The organism is Intestinimonas massiliensis (ex Afouda et al. 2020) (assembly GCF_001244995.1).
Taxonomy (GTDB): Bacteria; Bacillota; Clostridia; order Oscillospirales; family Oscillospiraceae; genus Intestinimonas; species Intestinimonas massiliensis.
Window position 1 is genome coordinate 2,181,715 of record NZ_LN869529.1, and the last position, 23,818, is coordinate 2,205,532.

The 23,818-nt window shown below is 65.6% G+C and carries 17 protein-coding genes and 1 riboswitch; of the genes, 10 read left to right on the plus strand and 7 right to left on the minus strand.

The window, feature by feature from the left end:
• Positions 1-121 precede the first annotated feature (121 nt).
• The 5 genes from BN2154_RS14470 to BN2154_RS14490 all read left to right on the plus strand — a co-directional run bounded on the left by BN2154_RS14470 (position 122) and on the right by BN2154_RS14490 (position 3,881).
• Positions 122-1,723, plus strand: a complete 1,602-nt coding sequence (locus BN2154_RS14470) for a peptide chain release factor 3 (protein ID WP_195892365.1) — start codon at positions 122-124, stop codon at positions 1,721-1,723.
• 4 nt (positions 1,724-1,727) lie between these two features.
• Complete coding sequence (locus tag BN2154_RS14475; protein WP_050619454.1) at positions 1,728-2,321, plus strand: sugar O-acetyltransferase; 594 nt, start codon at positions 1,728-1,730, stop codon at positions 2,319-2,321.
• Between the two features lie 155 nt (positions 2,322-2,476).
• Positions 2,477-2,920 (plus strand): hypothetical protein, encoded by a 444-nt coding sequence (locus BN2154_RS14480; RefSeq protein WP_195892366.1) that lies wholly within the window; start codon positions 2,477-2,479, stop codon positions 2,918-2,920.
• 25 nt (positions 2,921-2,945) lie between these two features.
• The gene (locus BN2154_RS14485; RefSeq protein ID WP_050619455.1) at positions 2,946-3,377 is read left to right on the plus strand and encodes a cell wall hydrolase; all 432 of its coding nucleotides are present in this window, start codon (positions 2,946-2,948) and stop codon (positions 3,375-3,377) included.
• Positions 3,378-3,395: 18 nt separating this feature from the next.
• Positions 3,396-3,881 carry a hypothetical protein gene (locus tag BN2154_RS14490; RefSeq protein ID WP_050619456.1) on the plus strand — a complete coding sequence of 162 codons (486 nt, stop codon included), beginning with the start codon at positions 3,396-3,398 and terminating at the stop codon, positions 3,879-3,881.
• A gap of 61 nt (positions 3,882-3,942) precedes the next feature.
• Here BN2154_RS14490 and nifJ read toward each other — a convergent pair whose 3' ends face one another.
• A complete protein-coding gene (gene nifJ / locus BN2154_RS14495; RefSeq protein WP_050619457.1) occupies positions 3,943-7,500 on the minus strand; it encodes a pyruvate:ferredoxin (flavodoxin) oxidoreductase in 3,558 nt (1,185 codons plus the stop codon).
• Positions 7,501-7,814: 314 nt separating this feature from the next.
• On the opposite strand from nifJ, the gene BN2154_RS14500 reads away from it, so the two are divergent.
• The 3 genes from BN2154_RS14500 (at position 7,815) to BN2154_RS14510 (ending at position 12,005) form a co-directional block, all read left to right on the plus strand.
• The gene (locus BN2154_RS14500; RefSeq protein WP_050619656.1) at positions 7,815-9,338 is read left to right on the plus strand and encodes a YifB family Mg chelatase-like AAA ATPase; all 1,524 of its coding nucleotides are present in this window, start codon (positions 7,815-7,817) and stop codon (positions 9,336-9,338) included.
• Positions 9,339-9,369: 31 nt separating this feature from the next.
• Positions 9,370-10,539 carry a tRNA uracil 4-sulfurtransferase ThiI gene (gene thiI / locus BN2154_RS14505; protein WP_050619458.1) on the plus strand — a complete coding sequence of 390 codons (1,170 nt, stop codon included), beginning with the start codon at positions 9,370-9,372 and terminating at the stop codon, positions 10,537-10,539.
• 173 nt (positions 10,540-10,712) lie between these two features.
• Positions 10,713-12,005, plus strand: coding sequence for a competence/damage-inducible protein A (locus BN2154_RS14510; protein ID WP_050619459.1), 1,293 nt, complete (start codon positions 10,713-10,715; stop codon positions 12,003-12,005).
• 143 nt (positions 12,006-12,148) lie between these two features.
• Here BN2154_RS14510 and BN2154_RS14515 read toward each other — a convergent pair whose 3' ends face one another.
• The 3 genes from BN2154_RS14515 to BN2154_RS14525 all read right to left on the minus strand — a co-directional run bounded on the left by BN2154_RS14515 (position 12,149) and on the right by BN2154_RS14525 (position 15,499).
• Positions 12,149-14,026 (minus strand): WG repeat-containing protein, encoded by a 1,878-nt coding sequence (locus BN2154_RS14515; protein ID WP_050619460.1) that lies wholly within the window; start codon positions 14,024-14,026, stop codon positions 12,149-12,151.
• 117 nt (positions 14,027-14,143) lie between these two features.
• On the minus strand, positions 14,144-15,196 hold the full coding sequence (locus tag BN2154_RS14520; RefSeq protein ID WP_050619461.1) for a 1-aminocyclopropane-1-carboxylate deaminase/D-cysteine desulfhydrase: 1,053 nt from the start codon (positions 15,194-15,196) through the stop codon (positions 14,144-14,146).
• 84 nt (positions 15,197-15,280) lie between these two features.
• Positions 15,281-15,499, minus strand: coding sequence for a helix-turn-helix domain-containing protein (locus BN2154_RS14525; RefSeq protein WP_050619462.1), 219 nt, complete (start codon positions 15,497-15,499; stop codon positions 15,281-15,283).
• Positions 15,500-15,603: 104 nt separating this feature from the next.
• Here BN2154_RS14525 and BN2154_RS15910 point away from each other — a divergent pair, with 104 nt between their 5' ends.
• Together BN2154_RS15910 and ychF are read left to right on the plus strand one after the other, a co-directional pair.
• On the plus strand, positions 15,604-15,753 hold the full coding sequence (locus tag BN2154_RS15910; protein WP_154666712.1) for a plant Invertase/pectin methylesterase inhibitor family protein: 150 nt from the start codon (positions 15,604-15,606) through the stop codon (positions 15,751-15,753).
• 100 nt (positions 15,754-15,853) lie between these two features.
• Positions 15,854-16,948, plus strand: coding sequence for a redox-regulated ATPase YchF (gene ychF, locus BN2154_RS14530; protein WP_050619463.1), 1,095 nt, complete (start codon positions 15,854-15,856; stop codon positions 16,946-16,948).
• Between the two features lie 54 nt (positions 16,949-17,002).
• On the opposite strand, the gene BN2154_RS14535 is transcribed toward ychF, so the two are convergent.
• From BN2154_RS14535 to BN2154_RS14545, 3 genes are all read right to left on the minus strand, one after another.
• Entirely contained in the window at positions 17,003-17,293 is a 291-nt protein-coding gene (locus BN2154_RS14535) for a hypothetical protein (protein WP_242853768.1), read from the minus strand.
• A 66-nt stretch (positions 17,294-17,359) separates the two neighbouring features.
• Positions 17,360-21,400: an S-layer homology domain-containing protein gene (locus BN2154_RS14540; protein ID WP_050619465.1), complete on the minus strand. Its 4,041-nt coding sequence runs from the start codon at positions 21,398-21,400 to the stop codon at positions 17,360-17,362.
• A gap of 114 nt (positions 21,401-21,514) precedes the next feature.
• Positions 21,515-21,753: riboswitch (cobalamin riboswitch) on the minus strand.
• Between the two features lie 104 nt (positions 21,754-21,857).
• Positions 21,858-23,807: a complex I subunit 5 family protein gene (locus BN2154_RS14545; RefSeq protein ID WP_050619466.1), complete on the minus strand. Its 1,950-nt coding sequence runs from the start codon at positions 23,805-23,807 to the stop codon at positions 21,858-21,860.
• Positions 23,808-23,818 lie beyond the last annotated feature (11 nt).

Sequence of the window (23,818 nt, forward strand, 5' to 3'; positions counted from 1 at the left end):
TTGCAATCTCCTGCGGCGCATGATATAATTTTCTGTCCAACTTTTCTGCTGTTTGGAGGGTTTACCCGATGTAACGTGCGTCTGTAGCTGACTGAATTGAATCTAAATGGAGGGAAACCCTTTGTCCAAATATGAATCCGAAATCTCCCGGCGCAGGACCTTTGCCATCATCTCCCACCCCGACGCTGGTAAGACCACTCTGACCGAAAAATTCCTGCTCTACGGCGGGGCCATCGCCCAGGCCGGCGTGGTCAAGGGCAAGAAGAACGCCCGCGCCGCCACCTCCGACTGGATGGAGATCGAAAAGCAGCGCGGCATCTCGGTCACCTCCTCGGTGATGCAGTTCCAGTACGAGGGATACTGCATCAACATCCTGGACACCCCCGGCCACCAGGACTTCTCCGAGGACACTTACCGCACCCTCATGGCCGCCGACTCCGCCGTCATGGTCATCGACGCGGCCAAGGGCGTGGAGGCCCAGACCCGGAAGCTCTTCAAGGTCTGCGTCATGCGGGACATCCCCATCTTCACCTTCATCAACAAGATGGACCGGGAGGCCCGGGACCCCTTCGAGCTGTGCGAGGAGATCGAAAAGGAGCTGGGCATCGACACCTACGCTGTCAACTGGCCCATCGGCTGCGGCAAGGAGTTCCAGGGCGTCTACGACCGGAACAAGCGGGAGATCATCCACTTTACCTCCAACGGCGGGGCCCGGCAGGCCACGGCGGTGGAGGTGGGCTTGGACGACCCGGGGCTGGACGGTCTCATCGGCGCCAAGTTCCGCAGCCAGCTCTCCGACGATGTTGAGCTCTTAGACGGCGCCTCCTGTGAGTTTGACATGGACCGGGTGCGCCACGGCAAGCTCTCCCCCGTGTTCTTCGGCTCCGCTCTCACGAACTTTGGCGTGGAGCCCTTTTTGGAGGACTTCCTGCGCATGACCACGCCGCCCCTGCCCCGCACGGCGGGCGAGCAGTTGGTGGACTCCACGGACGACGATTTCTCCGCCTTTGTGTTCAAGATTCAGGCCAATATGAACAAGGCCCACCGGGACCGCATCGCCTTCATGCGCTTGGTCTCCGGCCGGTTCGACGCCGACAAGGAGGTCTATCACGTCCAGGGCGGCAAAAAGCTCAAGCTCTCCCGGCCCCAGCAGCTCATGGCCGCCGAGCGGGAGATCATCGAAGAGGCCTACGCCGGGGATATCATCGGCGTGTTCGACCCGGGCATCTTCTCCATCGGAGATACCCTGTGCGCCCCGGGCCGGAAGTTTCGCTTCGACCCCATCCCCACCTTCGCCCCGGAGCACTTCCGCCGGGTGCGGCCGCTGGACACCATGAAACGCAAGCAGTTCCTCAAGGGGATGGAGCAGATCGCCCAGGAGGGCGCCATCCAGATCTTCAAGACCCCCTACACCGGCATGGAGGAGGTCATCGTGGGCGTGGTGGGCACCCTGCAGTTCGACGTGCTGGAGTACCGGCTGAAAAACGAGTACGGCGTGGACCTCTATATGGAGGGCCTGCCCTACGAGTATCTGCGCTGGATCGACCACGACGGGGACGAGCCGCTGAAGGAGGAGGACCTGATTCTGGGCACCGACGTGAAGCTGGTGGAGGATTATAAGGGACGTCAGCTTCTGCTCTTCGCCTCCCAGTGGTCCATCAACTGGGTGGCGGACAAGAACAAGGCCTTGACCCTCACCGAATTCGGCGGGACAAGGGAGTGAGCGTATGACCCAGCGGGAGCGCATGCTGTCCGGCGGGCTCTACTCCGCCGCCGACCCGGAGCTTTTCCGGTTGCGGCAGGAGGCGCGGCGGCTGACCCGGCTTTACAACCAGACCGCCGAGGACCAGCCGGAGGAGCGCCGCCGCCTGCTGGAGGCGCTGCTGGGCGGCGTGGGGGAGAACGCCTTCCTCGAGCCCCCCTTCCGCTGTGACTACGGCGGCAACATCACGGTGGGGCGGGATTTTTACGCCAACTACGACTGCATCATCCTGGATGTATGTCCGGTCACCATCGGCAACCGGGTGCTGTTTGGTCCCCGGGTGGGGCTCTACGGCGCGGGGCACCCCCTGGACCCGGAGGTCCGGGCCGGCGGGCTGGAAAACGGCGGTCCCATCACCATTGGCGACGACGTCTGGCTGGGCGGCGGCGTGGTAGTCCTCCCCGGCGTCACCATTGGGGCGGGTGCGGTGATCGCCGCCGGTGCGGTGGTCACCCGCGATATTCCCTCCGGCGTTCTGGCGGCGGGCGTCCCCTGCCGGGTTCTGCGGCCCTTGAACGAGCGGGACCGCACTTACTGGCGCGGCCTCCAGAAGGTCTAGCGGCAGGACTGAGCTGCCCCGTCTATGCATTGAAAAAACCAGCGTCCCGGCTTGGGCCGGGACGCTGGTTTTTTTGTTTTTGCCCAAAAGATGCACCCCATCGCCCAATCTGGATAGAATGATAACAGGAATCAGGTGAAGGGAGACGGCGTGCCATGGAGGAGGATACCCTGCGGCAGCAGTTGGGGATCGTGGACCAGTCGCTGGGCTTCCTGCTCATCCTCATCGCGTCGGTGCTGCTGTCTTTTTACACCGTGGTCATCCAGCGTCGGGGGCTCTGCCTCACGATATTGGGAGATACCGAGGCCGCCGCCGGCCTGCCTGACGTCTATCCCATCAAGCGGAGAGCCTCCGCCATGGTGGTGGGCTCCCTCGGCTTCTTTCTGTGCCTGGCGCTCAACGCCTGGCAGCAGGCGGAGCAGGGGGACGACTGCGTGGCCCGGCGCTCCGCCACAGTCAACCTGTGGGCCTCCCTCTTTGTGCTCCTGGCGGGTATCATGCGGCTGATGGACCTGGATTTCGTGGCGTGCTGCTCCGGCGGCAGCGCGGCGGCGGAGCAGGAGGCGGAACCGCTGGAGGACAGTACACTGCCGGCTTAGATTATCCTTTCCAGGAGGCGACCCTATGACAGATCTGGAACTTTTGGCCCGCATCATCCAGTGCGAGGCCGGAGGCGAGGGCGAACAGGGCATGAAAGCGGTGGCCTGCGTGGTGATGAACCGGGTCAACGTGAGCTACGGCGAATACGGGCGGCTGGAGCCCACCATCCGGGCCGTCATCTACCAGCCCGGCCAGTTCGACTGCGCCCGGGAGACCATTCGGGGACAGTACAATGCCCAAAACATCTACAACATGTCGGTGGAGGAGATCCACTACGACATCGCCAACTGGGCCATAGCGGGAAACCGGCTGACCAACCTAGGCTTTGCCCTGTGGTACTTCAATCCCTTTGTCCCAAGCTGCCGCCCGAACTTTCCCTCCCGGGTGGGGGAGTTTGTGGTGCGCATCGGCAACCACTGTTTTTACAATCCCACCGAGGCTTACGCCGATACATAACAGGAGGAGAATGTGTCTATGAATCAATTTTATCCCGATGGTATGCGGGACATCGCCCTCAACCGCGCCAATGAAAACGGTGGGCTGGTGACGCCGCCGGATGAGAACTTCAACACCGACGCCATGCGCGGCTCCATGCAGCAGATTCTGTCCGACAACCTGGGCAACTTTGTGGTCTGCGAGTTTCTGGTGGGCACCCAGGCCATGACGCAGAAGGAGGGCATCCTCTACAGTGTGGGCCGCAGCTATCTGACCCTCTACGAGGAGCTCACCCAGACCTTTGTGGTCTGCGACATCTTCTCGGTCAAATTCGTCACCTTCTATCTGCCCGGCCAGCGACCGGGTCAGACCGGCGGCCCGCTGAGCGTACCCACCGTCAATGTCCCCGGAGTGGGGCAGGTTCCCGCGGGCCCCTATGGTCTGGGCACCGGCAATATTCCCTCATCCTCCGCATCGACTGTTCCCCGCTCCACCGGAAATCGCACCCTGAATTCCGGCCGGTAGCTCAAAAAGGCCGCCCCGTCTTGCGACGGGGCGGCCTTCCGTTTTTTACTTGACTTGCCGCTTAGGCGTACAGAGCCTGGAGCTTGACCAGATGCTCGTAGCGGGCCTTGGCGGACTCTTCGGACTCGGCAAACAGCACCTTGGCGCGCTCGGGGAAGGAGCGGGTCAGTGCGGAGTAGCGGGCCTCGTTCATCAGGAACTCCTGATAGCCGCCGGCGGGGGCCTTGGAGTCCAGGGTGAAGGGGCTCTTGCCCTCGGCCTTCAGAGCGGGGTTGAACCGGAACAGGTTCCAGTAGCCGCAGTCCACGGCCTTCTTCATCTCGCTCTGGCAGTTGGCCATGCCGCCCTTGATGGAGTGCATCTCGCAGGGGGCGTAGCCGATGATCAGAGAGGGCCCGTGATAGGCCTCGGCCTCGTTGATGGCCTTCAGGGTCTGGGCGGGATTAGCGCCCATGGCCACCTGAGCCACGTAGACGTAGCCGTACTGCATGGCGATCTCGGCCAGGGACTTCTTGGCGGTAGCCTTGCCAGCCGCGGCGAACTGAGCGACAGCGCCGAAGTTGGTGGACTTGGAGGCCTGACCGCCGGTGTTGGAGTACACCTCGGTGTCGAAAACCATGATGTTCACGTCCTCGCCGGAGGCGATGACGTGGTCCAGGCCGCCGTAGCCGATGTCGTAGGCCCAGCCGTCGCCGCCGAAGATCCAGATGGACTTCTTGGACAGGTACTCCTTGCTGGCCAGGATCTCGCGGCCCAGCGTGCAGGCCTCGCAGCCGCAGTCGGCCTTCACAACGGCCTCCAGAGCGGCCACATACTTCTTGGTCGCCTCGCCGTTGGCAGCGCCGTCGGCCATGGTGTCCAGCCACTCCTGGCCGGCCGCCTTGATGGCGTCGTCGGTGTAGTCGATGGCGATCAGGGCCTTGGTCTGCTCCGCCAGGCGGTCACGAATAGCCTTCTGGCCGTAGAAAATACCCAGGCCGTGCTCGGCGTTGTCCTCGAACAGGGAGTTGGCCCAGGCGGGACCATGGCCGCACTTGTTGACGGTGTAGGGAGAGGTCGCGGCGGGACCGCCCCAGATGGAGGAGCAGCCGGTGGCGTTGGAGATATACATCCGGTCGCCGCAGACCTGGGTAATCAGGCGGGCGTAGCTGGTCTCAGCGCAGCCGGCGCAGGAGCCGGAGAACTCCAGCAGAGGCTGGTTAAACTGGCTGCCCTTAACGGAGGTGGTGTCGGCCACGTCGGGCTTGTCGGCCACCTTGGCCACCATGTAGTCGAACACGGGCTGCTGAGCGGCCTGGGATTCCTGGGGCACCATCTCCAGCGCCTTCACGGGGCAGACGCTGACGCAGACGGAGCAGCCCATGCAGTCCAGGGGGCTGACCGCCAGGGAGAACTTGTAGACGCCCTTACCCTTGCCGGCCTTGATATCCACGATCTTGGCGGCCTCGGGGGCGTTCTTGGCCTCCTCCTCGGTCAGCGCGTAGGGACGGATGGTGGCGTGGGGGCAGACGTAGGAGCACTGGTTGCACTGGATGCACTTGGTCTCGTCCCACACGGGCACGTTCACGGCCACGCCGCGCTTCTCATAGGCGGCGGCGCCCTGCTCGAAGGTGCCGTCCACGTGCTTGGTAAAGGCGGAGACGGGCAGGCTGTCGCCGTCCATGCGGCCCACAGGCTCCATGATCTCCTGGACCATCTTCACGGTCTCGGCGCGGCCCTCCAGGCTCTCTTCCTTCTTCACATCCTCGGCGGTGGCCCAGGAGGCAGGAACATTGAACTTCTTGAAGGCGGTGGCGCCGGTATCGATGGCCTTGTGGTTCATATCCACCACGTCCTGGCCCTTCTTCAGGTAGGAGTGGGTGGCGGCGTCCTTCATGTAGCCGATGGCCTCTGCCTGGGGCATCACGTTGGCCAGAGCAAAGAAGGCGGACTGCAGGATGGTGTTGGTGCGCTTGCCCATGCCGATCTTGGCGGCCAGGTCGATGGCGTCGATGGTGTAGACGTTGATGTGGTGCTCGGCGATGTAGCGCTTGGCCACGGCGGGCATGTGCTTGTCGATCTCCTCATCCGACCACTGGCAGTTGATGAGGAAGGTACCGCCGTCCTTCACGTCGCGGACCATGGGGAATGCCTTGATGATGTAAGCGGGGACGTGGCAGGCCACGAAGTCGGCCTTGTTGATGTAGTAGGGGCTCTTGATGGGCTTGTCGCCGAAGCGCAGGTGGCTGATGGTCACGCCGCCGGTCTTCTTGGAGTCATACTGGAAGTACGCCTGGACGTACTTGTCGGTGTGGTCGCCGATGATCTTGATGGAGTTCTTGTTGGCGCCCACAGTACCGTCACCGCCCAGGCCCCAGAACTTGCACTCGATGGTGCCGGCCGCGGCGGTGTTGGGGCAGTCGTGCTCGGGCAGGGACAGACCGGTGACGTCGTCCACGATGCCGATGGTGAATTCCTTCTTGGGGGCGTCCTTGGCCAGCTCCTCATACACGGCGAACACGCTGCGGGGAGGCGTATCCTTGGAACCCAGGCCGTAACGGCCGCCGATGATGGTGGCCTGACGACCGGCGTTGGCGAAGGCGGTCACCACGTCCAGATACAGGGGATCACCCTGGGCGCCGGGCTCCTTGGTGCGGTCCAGCACGGCAATCTTCTTGGCGGTGGCGGGGATGGCGGAGAGCAGCTTGTCGGCGCGGAAGGGCCGGTACAGGCGGACCTTTACCAGGCCGACCTTCTCGCCGTGGGCGTTCAGGTAGTCAATGACTTCCTCGGTCACGTCGCAGATGGAGCCCATGGCGATGATGACGCGGTCGGCATCGGCGGCGCCGTAGTAGTTGAAGAGCTGATAGTCGGTGCCCAGCTTGGCGTTGACCTTGCCCATGTACTCCTCGACGATCTCGGGGACCGCCTCGTAGTAGCTGTTGCAGGCCTCGCGGTGCTGGAAGAAGATGTCGCCGTTCTCATGGGAGCCGCGCATGGTGGGATGCTCGGGGTTCAGGGCCCGCTCGCGGAAGGCCTTGACGGCGTCCATGTCCACCATATCCTTCAGGTCGTCGTAGTCCCAGATCTCGATCTTCTGGATCTCGTGGGAGGTACGGAACCCGTCAAAGAAGTTCAGGAAGGGGACGCGGCCCTTGATGGCGGCCAGGTGGGCGACGGCGCCCAGGTCCATGACCTCCTGGGGGTTGGTCTCGGCCAGCATGGCGAAGCCGGTCTGGCGGCAGGCCATGACGTCGGAGTGGTCGCCGAAGATGTTCAGGCTCTGGGCGGCCACGGTACGGGCGGAGACGTGGAAAACGCAGGGCAGCAGCTCGCCGGCGATCTTATACATGTTGGGGATCATCAGCAGCAGGCCCTGAGAAGCGGTGTACGTGGTGGTCAGGGCGCCCGCGTTCAGGGAGCCGTGCACAGTACCGGCGGCGCCGGCCTCGGACTGCATCTCCACCACCTTCACGGTAGTGCCAAAAATGTTCTTTCTGCCCGCAGCGGCCCACTGGTCAACGTTGTCGGCCATCGGGCTGGAGGGGGTGATGGGGTAGATGCCGGCCACCTCGGTAAACGCATAGGATACGTGCGCTGCGGCGGTGTTGCCGTCCATGGACTTCTTATTTCTTGCCATGTTTATCGTTCCTCCTTATTCAAATGGATGCCACTCCACTTTTCGTTCCTTATCTTATCACCACGGAACACATATGTAAATACAATTATCTTACCAGAATTTAATTTCGGCATTGAGCCCAAAATTGGTCCTTCCAATTTGGCGAAGTTGGTCCCTCGTTCTTGATTTGACGAAAATACGCGCTCTTTCGCCTTGAAAACCATGGATTAATCAGGTATTATAATATTTGTTGCATCAGCCGCCGGACGGTTGGTGCAACCCATTTCTTATGTTTAAAAAGAAAGCCTGCATGGGAAGAAGGGGTGGTGATCCGGGTGCTGTGCAAGCTGCGTTCCCTGGGGCTTCAGGGCGTGACCGGCTATGAGGTGACGGCGGAGTGCGACCTGTCCGGCGGTCTGCCCAACTTCGACATCGTCGGACTCCCCGACGCCGCCGTCAAGGAGGCCCGGGAGCGGGTGCGCTCGGCGGTGAAGAACTGCGGGTTTTCCTTCCCGGTCTCCCGCATCACCGTCAACCTGGCCCCCGCCAACCGGCGCAAGGCGGGCACGGTGTACGACCTGCCCATCCTGGTGGGGCTCCTGCGGGCCGGCGGGCAGCTCCCCGACGGGGACTGGACGCGGCAGGCCGCCTTTGTGGGGGAGCTCTCCCTGTCCGGGGAGCTGCGGCCGGTGCAGGGGATGCTGCCCATGGCCCTGGCGGCCCGGCGCGCGGGCATCGGGGCGCTGTACGTCCCGGCGGACTCCGCCCCCGAGGCCACCCTGGCCGGAGGGCTGGCCGTCTACCCGGTGGAGCACGTCTCCCAACTGGTCCGCCATCTGCGGGGGGAGGAGCCCCTCTCCCCTGCCCGGCCCTGGAAGCCGCCGCCGGAGGCCGGGGGCGGCCCCGACTTTGCCGACGTAAAGGGGCAGGCCCCAGTGAAGCGGGCACTGGAGATCGCCGCCGCCGGGGGCCATAACATCGCCATGGTGGGTCCGCCCGGCTCCGGCAAGTCCATGCTGGCCCGGAGGCTGCCCTCCATCCTGCCCGGCATGACCGAGCGGGAGGCCTTGGAGGCCACCGCCATCCACTCGGTGCTGGGCCTCACCGGCAGGGACCGGCCCCTGCTGACCCGGCGGCCCTTCCGCTCCCCCCACCACACCATCTCCGCCACCGGCATGTCCGGCGGCGGGACCCCGCTGCCCCGGCCGGGGGAAATCTCCCTGGCCCACAACGGGGTGCTCTTTCTGGATGAGCTGCCCGAGTTCCACAAGGACGTGCTGGAGGCCCTGCGCCAGCCGTTGGAGGACGGGCAGGTCCAGATCTCCCGCTCAGCGGGCAGCGAGGTGTTCCCCGCCCGGTTCATGCTGGTGTGCGCCATGAACCCCTGCAAATGCGGCTGGTACGGCTATTCGGACCGGTGCCGCTGCTCCCCCGGCGAGGTGGAGCGGTATCTGGGCAGACTGTCCGGCCCCCTGCTGGACCGCATCGACCTGTACGTGGATGTGCCGCCCCTGGAATATGAGGAGCTCTCCCGCCGGGGGCAGGCCGAGTCCTCTGCCGCCATCCGGCGTCGGGTGAATGCCGCCCGGGCCATCCAGACCGCTCGGTTCGGTCCGGACGGCCCCGACTGCAACGCCCACATGGGTCCCCCCGAGCTGCTGGCCTGCTGCGCCCTGGACGAGGACTGCCGGGCCGTGATGAAGGGGGCCTACGAGCGCATGGGCCTCACCGCCCGGAGCCACGACCGCATCCTGCGGGTGGCCCGCACCATCGCCGACCTGGAGGGCGGCGGCCCCATCCAGGTCTCGCACCTGGCGGAGGCCATCCAGTATCGGGCCAGCGGATATTTACAGCGCTGAAACATGTTAAAACATAAAGGAGCTTGTACCCATGACCGAAATGATCCTGCTCAAGCTGGGCGAGCTGGTCCTGAAGGGGGCCAACCGCTACACCTTTGAGGACAAGCTGAAATCCAACCTGGCCCGGCGGCTCAAGTCCCACGGCAAATTCCGGGTCTACTCCCGCCAGTCCACCACCTACATCGAGCCCCTCAGCGACGAGTGCGACATGGATGCCGCCTACGACGTGGCCAAGAAGGTCTTCGGCGCGGTGGGTGTCAGCCGGGCCAAGGCCTGCGCCAAGACCAAGGAGGCTATGCTGGAGACGGTACGGACCTATCTGGCCGGCAATCTGGTGGGGGAAAAGACCTTTAAGGTGGAGTCCAAGCGGGCCGACAAGTCCTTTCCCATGACCTCCATCCAGCTCTCCCAGTGGGTGGGGGGCGAGCTGGACGAACTCTACCCCAACCTGCATGTAGACGTCCACAACCCCGCGCTGACCATCCACCTGGAGGTCCGGGACTACGCCGCCTTTGTCCACGCCGACCCCGAGCCCGGCGCGGGCGGGCTCCCCGTGGGCACCAGCGGGCGGGCCATGTCCCTGCTCTCCGGCGGCATCGACTCGCCGGTGGCCTCCTGGATGATGGCCAAGCGGGGGGTGGCCCTGGAGATGGTCCACTTCTACTCCTACCCCTACACCTCCCCTGAAGCCAAGGAGAAGGTGCTGGACCTGGCCCGGCTGCTGACCCCCTGGACCGGGCGGCTCATCGTCCACGTGGTCCCCTTCACCCACATCCAGGAGGAGCTGCGCCGCGCCTGTCCGGAGGAGCTGTTTACCCTGCTGATGCGCCGGTTCATGATGCGCATCGCCGAGGGTATGGCCCGCCGCACCGGCTGCCGGGCCCTGGTCACCGGCGAGTCTCTGGGCCAGGTGGCCTCCCAGACCATGGACGCCATGGCGGTCACCGGAGCGGTCGCCTCCCTGCCCGTGTTCCGGCCTCTGGTGGGCATGGACAAGGAGGAGGTGGTCCGCATCGCCCGAAAAATCGGCACCTTCGAGACCTCCATCCTCCCCTATGAGGACTGCTGCACCGTCTTTACGCCCCGCCACCCCCGCACCCGGCCCCACCTGGACGAGATCGAGGCCGCCGAGGCCGTCCTGGACGTGGAGGCCCTGGTGCAGGAAGCCCTGGACGCCACCGAGCGGGTAAAGATCGGGTAGGGGCGGCCGGCCGCGGAGCCAATTCCCCGCGCGATCCCCGATCATGCAGGGCTCCCTTTGATTCCACATCCTCGGGCGGAATGAATCCGTCCTGCGGAAATGCTTTGCTGGCGCTGCACATTGGGCGGCGGCACTCGCCGCCGTCCCGGCGTTGGCATACGGAGGCTTTTATCATGTCCCACACAGCCGAACTCATCGCCGTGGGCACCGAGCTGCTCCTCGGCAACATCGCCAACACCGACGCCCAAATGATCTCCCAGGGACTCAGTGGCATCGGCATCAACGTCTTCTACCACACGGTGGTGGGCGACAACCCGGAGCGGCTGCGCGCCGCGGTGGAGATCGCCAAGCGGCGGGCCGACATCCTCATCACCACCGGCGGCCTGGGCCCCACCTGTGACGATCTGACCAAGAACGTACTGGCCGCCGCCTTCGGCAAAAAGCTGGTCTTTGACGAGGCGTCGGCCCAGCGCATCCGTGCCTATTTTCAAAAGCTCCACGCCCGCCGGCCCATGACCGAGAACAACCTCCAGCAGGCCATGCTGCCCGAGGGCTGCACCGTTCTCTCCAACGACTGGGGCACTGCCCCCGGCTGCGCCTTCGAAGCGGAGGGGGTCCGGGTGGTCATGCTCCCCGGTCCACCCCGGGAGTGCCGGGAGATGTTCACCCACCGGGCCCTGCCCTATCTGCAAAATCTGGCCGACGGCACCATTCTCTCCCGCTCGCTGCGGATCTTCGGTATGGGGGAGTCCGCCGTGGAGTCTCTGCTCCGGGACCGGATGAACGCCATGACCAACCCCACCCTGGCCCCCTATGCCAAGGAGGGGGAGGTGGAGCTGCGCATCACCGCCAAGGCCCCGGTGGAGGCCCAGGCCCGGGACCTGATCGCCCCGGTGGAGGCGGAGCTGCGCGCTCTGCTGGGCGACGTGGTCTACGGCGCCGATGTGCCCAGCATCCAGGCCGTGGCCTTCGCCCTGCTGGAGGCCCAGGGGCTGACCCTGGGCGCGGCGGAATCCTGTACCGGCGGGCTGGTGGCCAAGTGCATCACCGATCTGCCCGGGGCCTCCGGCGTGTTCAAGGGCGGCGTGGTGAGCTATACCAACGAGGTCAAGCACGGCGTGCTGGGGGTGCCCCGTGAGCTGCTGGACCAATTCGGCGCGGTGTCGCCCCAGGTGGCCGAAGCCATGGCCCGGGGGGCCCGCCGGGTGCTGGGCGCCGACCTGGCCGTCTCCACCACCGGCGTGGCCGGCCCCGACCCCGACGACCGGGGCAATCCGGTGGGACTGGTTTACGTGGCGCTGGCCGGACCGGACTTCTGCCATGTCCGGGAACTCCACCTGGGCGGCGTGCGGGAGAGCATCCGCATCCGGGCGGCGGGCAGCGCCTTTGACCTCGTCCGCCGGTACCTCACCGGGCTGGACCTGAACGAAAGCGACGGGCGGCGGTTTGCCGATCGCCTTCCCTGAACCCGATGGAAACGAGGTGATCCCATATCCCCCGAACGGCCGCTCACCGAAGGGGCCGTCCGCCCCACCCCGCTCCGCACCGGGCTGGCCGCCCTGGACCAAACAAAGGACCTCTGACCGGTGTCAGAGGTCCTTTTTCTGTGCTATTCTTCCCCCTCCAGGGCCTGAAACAGCCGGTGGACGGTGACGAAGGACTGTTCCCTGGTGTAGCCCGCCAGGGGGGAAAAGCGGTTTGCCCCGGTGCTGCCCATGACGCCCCGGTCGGCGGCAAAGGCCACCGCGTCCCGGAACCACACCCCCACCTGGTCATGGTCGGCAAAGGCGCTCTCCGCCGCCCCGGCCGTCTCCATGCCCAGGACCTTGGCGGTCCGGTAGAGGAAGGCGGCGGCCTCCTGCCGGGTGATGGGGGCGTAGGGATCGAAGGTCCCCTCGCCCCGGCCGCTGACGATGCCCAGCGCGTAGGCCGCCATCACGTCCGCCCCGGCGGTGTCGGCAAAGGGGTAGTCCCCCACCCAGTCGTAGAGGCTCCGGCCGGTCTCCTCCCGGACCACCGTCCGGATATCCTTTCCCTCCGACCGCTGGACCACCTGGACGATGAGGGTACAGAACTGGGCCCGGGTGATGTTCTGCCGGTACAGGCACTGGAGCTCCACCGGCACCAGGTCCGCCTCCACGGCGGCCACCACCTCGCCATAGGCCCAGGCGTCCATCTCTCCGGCCTCCGGCAGGGGGGGCAGGAACTCCAGGCGGCCGAAGCCGTACTGTCCCCCCTCCTCGATGACCACATACTCGCCGGGGTTGACGGCGGTCTTGGTGCCGTCCGCCCCCTCCCGGAAGTAGGTCTCGGTGTCCAGCTTGTCGGAGCCGGTCACCTCCCGGCCCCGCCGGTCGATGAGGAAGGCCCGCTCCCCGTCGTACACGGCGGCGTAGCCGCCCGAGAAGCCGGTAGCCCGCTCGTATCGGGCGGGGATGGCCGTCTGCCCGGATGGGTTCAGATAGCCGTACTTCCCGCCCAGCCGGAAGGGGGCCAGGCCCTCGCTGTAGGGCCACAGCTCCTGGTACTGGAAGGGCAGGGCGGTCCGGCCGGTCTTGTCGATGGCGCCGTAGAGTCCCGCCTCGTTCTGGACCATGGCCAGGCCGGTCTCACCAAATACCTCCCAGGCGGCGTCGGAGCCGGAGACGAAGCAGTTGGTGTAGGCGGGCAGGATGGCCCATTCCCCGGCCCGGTCGATAAAGCCCAGGCGATAGGTGACCGCCCAATTCTGGGAGGCATCTGCGGTGCCCTGCCATACGGGGGCCAGCCCCTGGTTGAAGGGCAGCACCCCGCTGACGAAGCGGTAGCTCTGGGCCCGCAGGCCGTCGGCGGTGGTGACGGGAGCGCCGAAGTACTCCGGCCCGTTCCAGTAGAGGACGGCCTGGCCGTCCCGGTCCACGTATCCCCGGCCCAGCCGGGCGGAGGCGGAGTAGCCGGGGGTCAGCCCCTCAGTCATGGTGTGCAGGGGGACAAGCTGGGCGCCCATGGCCTGCCCTGCGGCGTCGTACAGCGCCCAGCCGGCGCCGGCGGGCAGGCGGACAAAGCCGTTGTAGAAGTAGCAGTCGGTGTCGGCCTGCCAGTCCTCCGACTGGACCAGCAGGGGCTTGCCCCAGCCGGTGAAGGGGGTATAGTTTCCGTCGTGGTCCACGAAGCCCAGGGCCAGGCCGGTCTCCTCCTCCCGGCCCACCACGGCCTTGCCCTCGCTGAAGGGGCAGGCAAAGTCGTACGCAAAGGGGATGGCGGTCTCGCCGTCGGTGGCAATATAGCCCCACTTTCCCCCTTGGCGGACGGCGGCCAGGCCCTCGGAAAAGAGCTTGGCGGCCTCATACTGGGGGGCGATGGGTTCGGTATAGGTCATGGTCCCCCGCTCGGGCTCCGTCGTCTGCTCCGGCTCGCCCGAGGCGGCCTGGACGGCGGCGGCCATAGCCCCCGCCACCAGCGCCAGGGTCAGGCACAGAGACAGGATGCGTCTGCGCGTGCGCGTCATGGATCGTTTCCTCCTTTGTGCGCGGGGCGTATCTGAAAAGGTTCAGATACGCCCGCATAACAAAGGGATTTTAGCACATTTTTCCGTCGTTTGCAATCCTTTCGTGCCGAATGGGGCTCACAGGGCCCTCCCGTCCGCCACCGGGCCCACCATTTCCGGCTCGGCAAAGAGGGCGGTTGCTCCGCCGGTGTGCCAGAACACCACGGTGGAGCCCCGGGGGATCTTGCCCTGTTCGGCGTAGTCGATGAGCCCGGAGAGGGCCTTTCCGGTGTACACCGGGTCCACCAAAATGCCCTCGGTGCGGGCCAGACGCCGGATGGCGGCAGTGGCGGCAGGAGCGGGCGCCTCGTAGCCCGCGCCGTAGTAGCCCAGGTCGGTCCGGAAGTCCTCCGGCCGCAGGTTCTCGTCCGAACCGATGGCCCTCAGGGCCCGGGTGCCCAGCTCCGCCGTGCGGGCGGGGTAGCCCTCGTCCTTGGGGCTGACGTTGACGGCCACGATCTCCGGCCCGCCCATCAGCTTCCGCCCGGCGGCCAGCCCGGCCAGTGTGCCGCCGGTGCCGGTGCCCAAGAACAGATAGTCCGGCGCAATACCCTGGCCGCAGCACTGGTCCAGCAGCTCGGCCCAGCCGCCGATGAAGCCGGCGGAGCCCAGGGGCTGGGCGGCCCCCATGGGCACCTCGCAGCAGATGTGCCCCTCCCCCTCCAGGCGGGCCATGTGGGCCCGGCCCAGCCGGACGGCCTCCTCCTCGGCCTCCTCCTCCGTGCCGCCGTTCAGGGGGACCAGATGGACCTCGGCGTCCAGCACATAATCCAGCAGGAGGTTGGCCCGCAGCTCGGCGGGCTCCACGATGGCCACCAGATACAGAATAGGCCGCATCCCCAGGCGGCGGCAGGCGGTGGCCACCTGCATGGCGCAGTTGGACTGGGTGGCGCCGTAGCTGACCACGGTGTCGCAGCCCCGGGCCCGGGCCTCCCCCAGCACATACTCCAGCTTGCGGACCTTGTTGCCGCCGAACAGGCTCATGCCGGTCAGGTCGTCCCGTTTGATCCACAGATCGATGCCCAGCTCCCGGGACAGATTTTCCGCCCGGTGGAAGGGGGTGGGGAAAAAGCCCAGCGCCGCCCGGGGCAGGGTGGACAGGCGGGCGTGTACTTGCGCGGTGGTCTCCATAGAGATCCCTCCTATATGGTTTTGTGATGTTGCCAGTATAACACTTAAGGGCCCGCAGGAAAACGTCTGTTTTCCCGCGGGCCCTCAAGCTTCGCCGTTCTCCACGACCTCCAGGATGTCGGTCAGGTCGCAGTCCAGCGCGGTGATGATCCGCGACAGGTTATAGGCATCATATCGGACAACGGTATTTTTATAATACCCATCAATGGTCTGATATTTGATTTTTGACCTCTGCGCAAGCTCGTACCGACTTATGCCGCGCTCATCCAAATAGCGGTCCAGCTTCAGACGAACCTGCTTCATCCTATCACCTTCTTTTCGTATATACATCATATCGGTGATAGTAATGATTGACAATTTCCTGAACTCAGTATACACTGTTTATCGGATATAAAGGAGGTCTCGGTATGCCGGACTATCAAACCCTCTACACCTACCTGTTCAACCGGGTCACCGATGCGGTGGCCGCCCTGCAGGCCCGGGACTATGGCACCGCGGAAGACATTCTGAAAAGCGCCCAACAGGATACCGAAGAGCAGTACGCCGAAGGCGAGTAGAGCCCCGCGCCCCGCCCCTCAATTTCGCCGTGAGCCTTGTATTTTCCCCTGCCATCGTATATAATGTCAGGGCGAATCAACGGAAAAGAGGGTTCTGCCGATGAAATTAGGCATCGTGGGTCTGCCCAACGTGGGCAAATCGACCCTGTTCAACGCCATCACCAACGCGGGCGTCGAGTCCGCCAACTACCCCTTCTGCACCATCGACCCCAACGTGGGCGTGGTGGCCGTCCCCGACAGCCGCCTGGACTGGCTTTCCGCCTTCCATAAGCCCAAAAAGACCACCCCCGCCGTGGTGGAGTTTGTGGACATCGCCGGTCTGGTGAAGGGCGCCTCCAAGGGCGAGGGTCTGGGCAACAAGTTCCTGTCCAACATCCGGGCCACCGACGCCATCGTTCACGTGGTCCGCTGCTTCGACGACCCCAACGTCATCCATGTGGAGGGCTCCACAGACCCCCTGCGTGACATTCAGATCATTGATATCGAGCTCATCATGGCCGATATGGAGATGGTCCAGCGCCGCATCGACAAGTGCTCCAAGGCCGGCCGGACCGGCGATAAGAAGGCCGCCCACGAAGCGGAGGTCTTCCAGGGCCTCCAGGACTGGCTCAACGAGGGCAGGTCCGCCCGCTCCTACGAGTGCGACGAGGACGACGCCGCCCTCATCGCCACCTCCGAGCTTCTCAGCCTCAAGCCCATCATCTACGCCGCCAACCTGGACGAGGCGGGCTTCTCCGACTACCAGAACAACGCCTACTACCAGCAGGTGGCGGGTGTGGCCGCCGCCGAGGGCGCGCAGGTCATCCCCGTCTGCGCCCAGTTGGAGGCCGAGATCGCCCAGTTGGAGCCCGACGAGAAAAAGCTGTTTCTGGACGACCTGGGCATCCCCGAGTCCGGCCTGGACCGGCTCATCAAGGCCAGCTATGCCCTGCTGGGCCTCATCTCCTTCCTCACCGCCGGCGAGGACGAGTGCCGGGCCTGGACCATCCAAAAGGGTACCAAGGCGCCCCAGGCCGCCGGTAAGATCCACACCGACTTCGAGCGGGGCTTCATCCGGGCCGAGGTGGTCTCCTTCGACGACCTGGTAGCCAATGGCAGCATGAACGCCGCCAAGGAAAAGGGCCTGGTCCGCAGCGAGGGCAAGGACTATGTCATGCAGGACGGGGATATTGTCCTCTTCCGCTTCAACGTGTAATCGCTTAAAAAGGACCGGGGCGTCCGTCCAGTGGACGGACGCCCCGGTCCTTTTTTACTGCTTCCAGTACAGGCAGTAGCTGACGTGGGTCTGGCCCAGATAGACCCACACCGTGTCCCCCATATCCAGCTTTTCCTCAAAGACCAGGTCGGGGACAAACAGCTTCAGCGAGGTGCCCTTCATACCGGTGCGGATGTTTTTGCCCTCCGGCGTGGGCTGTGCCCGGAAGGCCTCTACCTGAGCGGGCAGATCGGGCAGCTTCACCTTCCGGCTGAACTCCGGCAGGAAACGCTCCGCCTCCACATAGACCACGTGCTCGGGCTCCTTGAACCAGTTGACATTCACGGTGATCGCTCCTTTCCCCTCCATAAAGGCCTCTCTGCAAAGCAATGCCTGCCGCTCCCTTTTGCTTCATCGGACCATGAGGCCCACCAGGCGCTCCAGAACGGCGGCCACCTCGGCGCGGCTGGCATTCCCGGCGGGGTCCAGCCGCCCGCCGTCCTTTCCGGTCAGCAGGCCGGTGGCCAAGGCCCAGGACAGGGCCTCCTCCGCCCACCCGGCGCGCTCGGCGCCGTCGGCAAAGGCGGTGAGCGGCTGCCGGGCGGAGGTATCCAGGCCGGCGTACCCGGCATAGCGGTAGAGCATGGCGGCCAGTTCCTGCCGGGTGATGGAGCGCTCCGGGGCAAAGGCCCCGCCGGAGACCCCGTTGGCGATGCCTGCCTCTGCCGCCCAGGCGGCGGCCGAGGCGTACCAAGCCTCGACCGCCACGTCGGAGAAGGCCGCCTCAGCCCCCTCCGGCTGGCCCTCCAGGCGGTAGAGCACCGTCACCAGCATGGCCCGGGTCAGCACCCCGTCGGGGTCGAAGCGGTCGCCGCCCACCCCCTGGAGCAGCCCGCGGGAGGCGGCGAAGGCCACCGCTTCCGCCCCCCAGTATCCGTCGGGCACGTCGACGAAGGTCTCTGCCCCTCGGATCAGGGCCACGGAGGCCGAGCCGGGCAGCAGCAGATAGGCGGTGCCGTTCGCCACCAGGGATTTTTTCAGCGGGGCGGCGGCGTCATCCGCCCCCACCAGTGCGGGCACCAGCCCCGCCTCCGCGGCGGGGAAGGCGACCCGGATGCCGCCGGGCAGGGTCTCCACCGGCTTGCCGTCCACCAAGACGGCGACGGTCCGGACCCCGTCCGCCCCCTGTCCCACCGACACCGACACCGTCCGGCCGCCTGCGTCGGCCAGTGCGGCCAGCGCCCGGCTGGAGAGGTCCACCTGCGCCAGTCCGGTCTCAATCCTCAGGCCGACCCCGGTCTCCCCGGCCAGCCGCTCCACCGCCGTCCGGGGCAGCTCCACGGTGACCTGGTCCGCCCGTCCCGAGACGTCGGGCCGGATGATAACACACCCTGCGCCGCCGTTCTGGGCGGCGTCCAAAGCGGCGCGAATCTCTTTTTCCGTCACCGCCGCCTTGGCCTCGCCGGTTTTGTCTGCCACCGCCTGAGGCTCCAGAACGGCGCTGGTGTCCGCCGCCCCTGCCGAGGAGCTGCCGCCCCAGGACTCCGAGCCGTACTCGTCGTGGTAATTGTCAGTGTAGAACCAGATCACCTTGGCATCCCGCGTCAGCGAATAATCCCGGCAGCCGATGTCGGCGGTGGTGCCGTTGACCATATACAGCCAGCCGGAATCCTTGCTGCCGTGCCCGAACTCCTCCTCGTCTCCAATGGAGCTGATGTACCCCGGCGTGCTCTCCACATAGTCCACCCCCGCCTGGGTCAGGGCGGCGTCCAGGGCGTCGAACACCGACTGACCGGCCCGCAGCGCCACAGACTCGTCAGCCAGGACCACCTGATAGGCCGAGGCGTTGTGCTTATAGGTGTATTTTCCGCCGCAGGCGCTGTCGTCGTGGGTCAGCACCTTGACGGAGACAGTGATGCTCCTGCCGCTGTCTGCGCCGGGCGCGGCGGCCAGCGAGACGCTGATCTTCTGGCCCGTGTGGGCCTCAGCCTGGGCCTCCGTCACGGTAAAGGAGCCGGTCTTGCCCACATACCCGCTCTTGCTCACGGTGTAGGTGTAGGTCCCGGCGGGCAGGTCATAGCGGAAGGGAGCCGCCGGCGTCTGCTCCGTCTCCTCCCGCAGGACGGTCACCGCCGCGTCATCCGGGATGACCGCGAAGGTCACCGGGCCGTGTTGGGCCCAGGTGGCCTCGGCCGTCTCCATGGCCCGGTCGGAGAAGTCAAACAGCCGGAAGGGCAGCCCCGTCTCCCCGTACCGGAGGGCGGCGATCAGGCCGCGGAAGCCCTGCTCGGTGGAGAAGGAGTTGGACGTGGGCCGGAAGCCATCCAGGGTGTCGCTGACATAGGTCAGCAGTCCGTCCACCAGGGAGGGCTGGCCCTCGCCTGCCGTCACTTCGGCAGGGTCGATACCCAGCGCGGCAAAGGCCATGGCGGCCAGGCCGGTGGAGGCGGCGTTCCCCATGCCGCCGTCCGCCCCCTGGCAGGCCCGCACCTTGGCCAGGGCCCCGTCCACGGCCTCCTTCACCAGAGCGTTGCCGTCACAGTAGGGGGCCAGCGCCAGCAGCATGGGCGTGGCCCCGTCGGGGCCCCAGGATGTATTGCCCCAGGAGTCCTGGCTGTCCACCGCCGCCTGGATCAGGTAATCCATCTGCGCCTGGGTGGCGTAGCCCTCCCCCTGCTGGAGCGCCAGAATGACGTAGGGCAGGGTATACGGATTGGTCACGCTGGCAGCCTTGCCGTCCACCAGGGCCGTCAGCTTGGCCACCACGTCCACCTCCCGCAGGTCGGCGGTAACGGTCTTCCGGGCGTCGTAGCCCAGGGCCCGCAGGGCAATGATGTATTTGGCCAGATCGCCGGGCGCGTCGGTAGCGTCAGCCTTGGCCAGGAAGGTATCCAGGCAGGCCTGCACCTGGTCCGCGGACAGTTTGTGGCCGCGGTCCGGCCAGGCGGCGGCATAGGCAGCCAGATCGGCGGCCAGCCAGGGGCCATTGCCGTCGCCCGCCACGCCGGAGGCCGCATACCGGGCCGCGATGTTGTCCAGGACCTCCCGGGCCCCAACCGGGGTGACCGTCACTGTAAATATCTTAGTCAGGCTTTCCAGCCCCGCAGCCGAAAGGGTGGCTGTCAGTGTAACGGTCTGCTCCTTGGCCCCCCGCCGGACCACGCCGCTGCCGCTTATAACATCCGGTGCGCTGGATGTCCAGGTAATGGAGGACAGCCCGCTGGCCCCGGTCTCCGGTAGATCCAGGTCCGCAGAGACCTCCACCGTGCTGTCGCCGCCCCCCAGCCGCAGGGCATCCCGGTCCGCCTCCAGCTCGGCTGCGGTCAGGGCACGGCTGATCCGGACGGTGTAGGTTTTGGCGGACAGCCCAGTGCCCTCCGGCGGTTCTACCACCATTCGCAGCACGTTGACCGTGCCGCTCCAATCCAGGTCCCTGAGTATAATCCAGCTATCCCCCTGCTGGCCTGTGACCTGCGCCGCCGGCTCCGCAGCCTCTCCCAAATAGATGGAGACCACCGCATTCCCAGAGGCGCGGGCTGCCTTCACCTTGACCATTGACAGCGTGGTGGGAAAATCGTAGAGGGCGTATTCTGTCTCTGCGGGATCAAAGTCTATGGACCCGGTGTAGCTCTCCATCAGGTCCGTCACGACCAAACTGGTCAGCTCGTTGGCCGGGCTGGGCTGCATCGCTGCGGCCAGGGCTGCCGCAGCCTTGATCAGTTTGTCGGCGTCCGAGCCGGGGCCATAGAGGGCGCTCCCCTTCTCCGCGACATACTCCAGCCAGAGCCCCATATAGGTCTCATCCAGCCCGCCGATCAGCGTTTCAGCTTCCGCAACGGCCTGCTCCAGAGCCGCTTTTTCCGGGTCGGAAAAGGCGGAGGTGTCCCATGCCTTGGCCTGCTCCAGGGCGGTCCGGGCCTCGTCCAGCGCATCTAGGAACTCGTAATCGTAATAGTGCATGGCATTCCCGCTCCAGACCCCATAGAGGCTGTAGCGGAAGGTATACGTATCCCCTTCTGTAACCGGATCTGCTCCGATGCCGGCCGGGGCGTCAAAGTCGCCATTGATGGCATAGGACCAGCCGGGGTACTGAAAGCTCCCCTCCTGGACCTCGGTCCCCAGCGTCTCGTTGATGGCGCTGATGCCCGATACCCAGCCGATGCCCGTCACAAAGCCCTTGTCCAGCCCAACGATATCCAGTCCCTGGTCCTTCTGGGCCTGGGTCAGCACATCCTTTACGGTGGACCCGGCCGGCACCGTCACTGTCACCGGTCCTGGCAACGGCGACTGCACGCCCAACTCCGCCAGCATTTCCGGCTCTGCAACGGCGCGGATATTGACCTCCAGTGTGACCGTCACGTCCTCCGCCGCAAAGGCGGCGGCGGGCAGCAGACTCAGGGTCAGCACCAGCGCCACCAGCAGAGCCAAAGCCTTTTTCATCCTGTTTTTCATCGCGCTCTCTCCTTTTTCGTCTGGGCGGAGCCCGCCCAAAATATAAAATGCCGCGGCAAGCATATGCTTGCCACGGCCGTTTTTCCGCAACACCAGAGCCCCGTCCCTCCACGGGGCGGGTCGTTTTTGTAGGTCTTCTGACTTGCGTTTAGGGAGCGTCTGCTCCTGCGCCCGCATCCCGCCTTCCCAGGTCTCCCCAGTGACTGGCTTTCGCCAACGGATGCGGCCTCCACGCTTACAGCGGCGGTTACCGTCCGGTCTGCACGGTCTCCCGTGTTCCGGTTCCCTTGTCCATCTCTCCCGGTGCCGGGCCAGGGCCCACGCCCCGAAAGAGCCACAAGAACATCTCTTTTTTCTTTTTCAATTGTCGGTCCAAGCGGGATGGGCCCAGAAGAGCCATCCATCCTTTTCCAGTATACACAGTCTGCGAAGGGATGTCAATGCCCTTTTGCGCCGCCTAGACCAGCAGAATATACAGCAGCATGGCGACCAATCCCACTCCCGCCAGCAGCAGGTCGAAGGAGAAGGTCTCCCCCACCAGGAACCGCCGGGGCTTGCGCTCATATGCGCCGAAATTCTCATCGTGCTTAGGCACAAAGATGCCGGGAGCCTTGGTAAAGAGGATGCGCTCCCCCAGAAAGACAATGACGTCCCCCACCGAGGCCGCGGCCCGGGCGCAGAAGGCGCCCAGGAAGGCCAGGGCATTCAGGGCGGGCCGGTACACCAGCTCCTCCAGGTCCAGCCTCTGCGGCCAGCGGTTGAGGTAGACCTCCCCGCCGCTCTCCCGCCGCATCAGTAGCCCCCGGATGACCGCCAGATAGACCAGCGCGCCGATGCCCAGTGAGATGCAGGCCCCCTTCAGATTGGTCAGGGAGAAGTAGTGGAGGGTCTCCTCCAGGTGGTCGCCGTGCAGGAACTCCGCCGCCCAGACGGCGATGGGCTGCATGGTAAGGGAGGGGGTCACGCCCAGCGCCAGCAGCACCCCCGCCCCGCCGGTCAGGGCCGCCGCCGTGCCCGCAGACCAGTAGGGCTTCGGCGCCGCGTGCTGGCCCCGGGCCTTGGGGGAGAGAAAGATGCACACAAAGAGCTTGGTCATATAGGCTGCCGTCAGGCCGCCGGAGATCAGGAACAGCCACTCCACCACACGGTAGACTCCGGCGTCCAGACCCGCGTGGGTCAGGGCGTGGATGTACTCCACAATGCTCTCGTGGAGCAGGGTCTTGCTGACGTATCCGGAGAAGCCGGGCACCCCGGCGATGGAGCAGGCCCCCACCAGAAAGACCGCCTTGAGCCAGGGCTTGTCGCGGCCCCAGCCCCGGATGTCGTTGAGGTTCAGGGAATGGGTCCCCAGATAGACCACCCCAGCCGCCACGAAGAGGACCAGCTTGATCAGGGAGTGGTTGAGCATATGCAGAATGGTGCCCCAGGCCGCCAGGGCGTTCTCCCCGCTGAGGAGGCCCTGCATGGCCACTCCCACCAGGATAAAGCCGATCTGGGACATGGATGAGCAGGCCAGAGTCCGCTTCAGGTCCACTGAGAAGACGGCCAGCACCGCCCCCAGCACCATGGTCACTACCCCCAGCAAAAGCACCGCGTCCCCCCAGGGCGCGTCGGCCCGGAACAGGTTCCGGGCGATTACCAGAATGCCGAACACGCCGCTTTTGGTCAGGATGCCGGACAGCAGGGCCGAGGCCGGGGCCGGCGCCACCGGGTGGGCCTTGGGCAGCCAGATGTGCAGGGGGAACATGCCCGCCTTGGCTCCGAAGCCCGCCAGGCAGCAGCCTCCCGCCACATAGAGCGGGACCTTCTTCTCCTCCGGCAGGGCGGCGGCCAGGCCGGCCAGCGCCCCAATCTCCAGGGTGCCCAGCAGGTCGTACAGCAGGAACAGCCCCACCAGCAGGGTCATGCCGCCGATGACCGCCACCGCCAGATAGGTGTTGGCCGCCCGGAGGGCCTCCGGGGTCTCGTTTTGGGCCACCCACACGTAGGAGGTGAAGGACATCATTTCAAAAAAAACAAAGAGGGTGATGAGGTCAGCCGCCAGAAAGACCCCCATCAGGGCCCCCAGGGTCAGCAGCCAGAAAAAGTAGTAGCGCTCCTTGTGCGCGGCGGCGGCAAAGTATTCCCGGCTGGCCAGGCCGGTGGCCAGCCACAAAAAGCCCGCCACCAGGACCAGCAGGGTACGCAGGCTCCCCGCCGCCAACCGCAGTCCCAGGCCGCACACGCCGGGCAGGGCGGCCCCCGCCCCGTCCGCCGTCAGCAGCAACAGGGCCGCCGCCAGCTCCACAGCGGGCACGATGCGGACATACCAGTCCCGGCCCGCCGGGCTCCGCTTCCCCAGGGGAAAGACCGCGAAAGCGCCCAGAATAGGGAAAAGCACCAGAAACAGCAGCAGATCGGTTTGCATGTTCTCTTCCC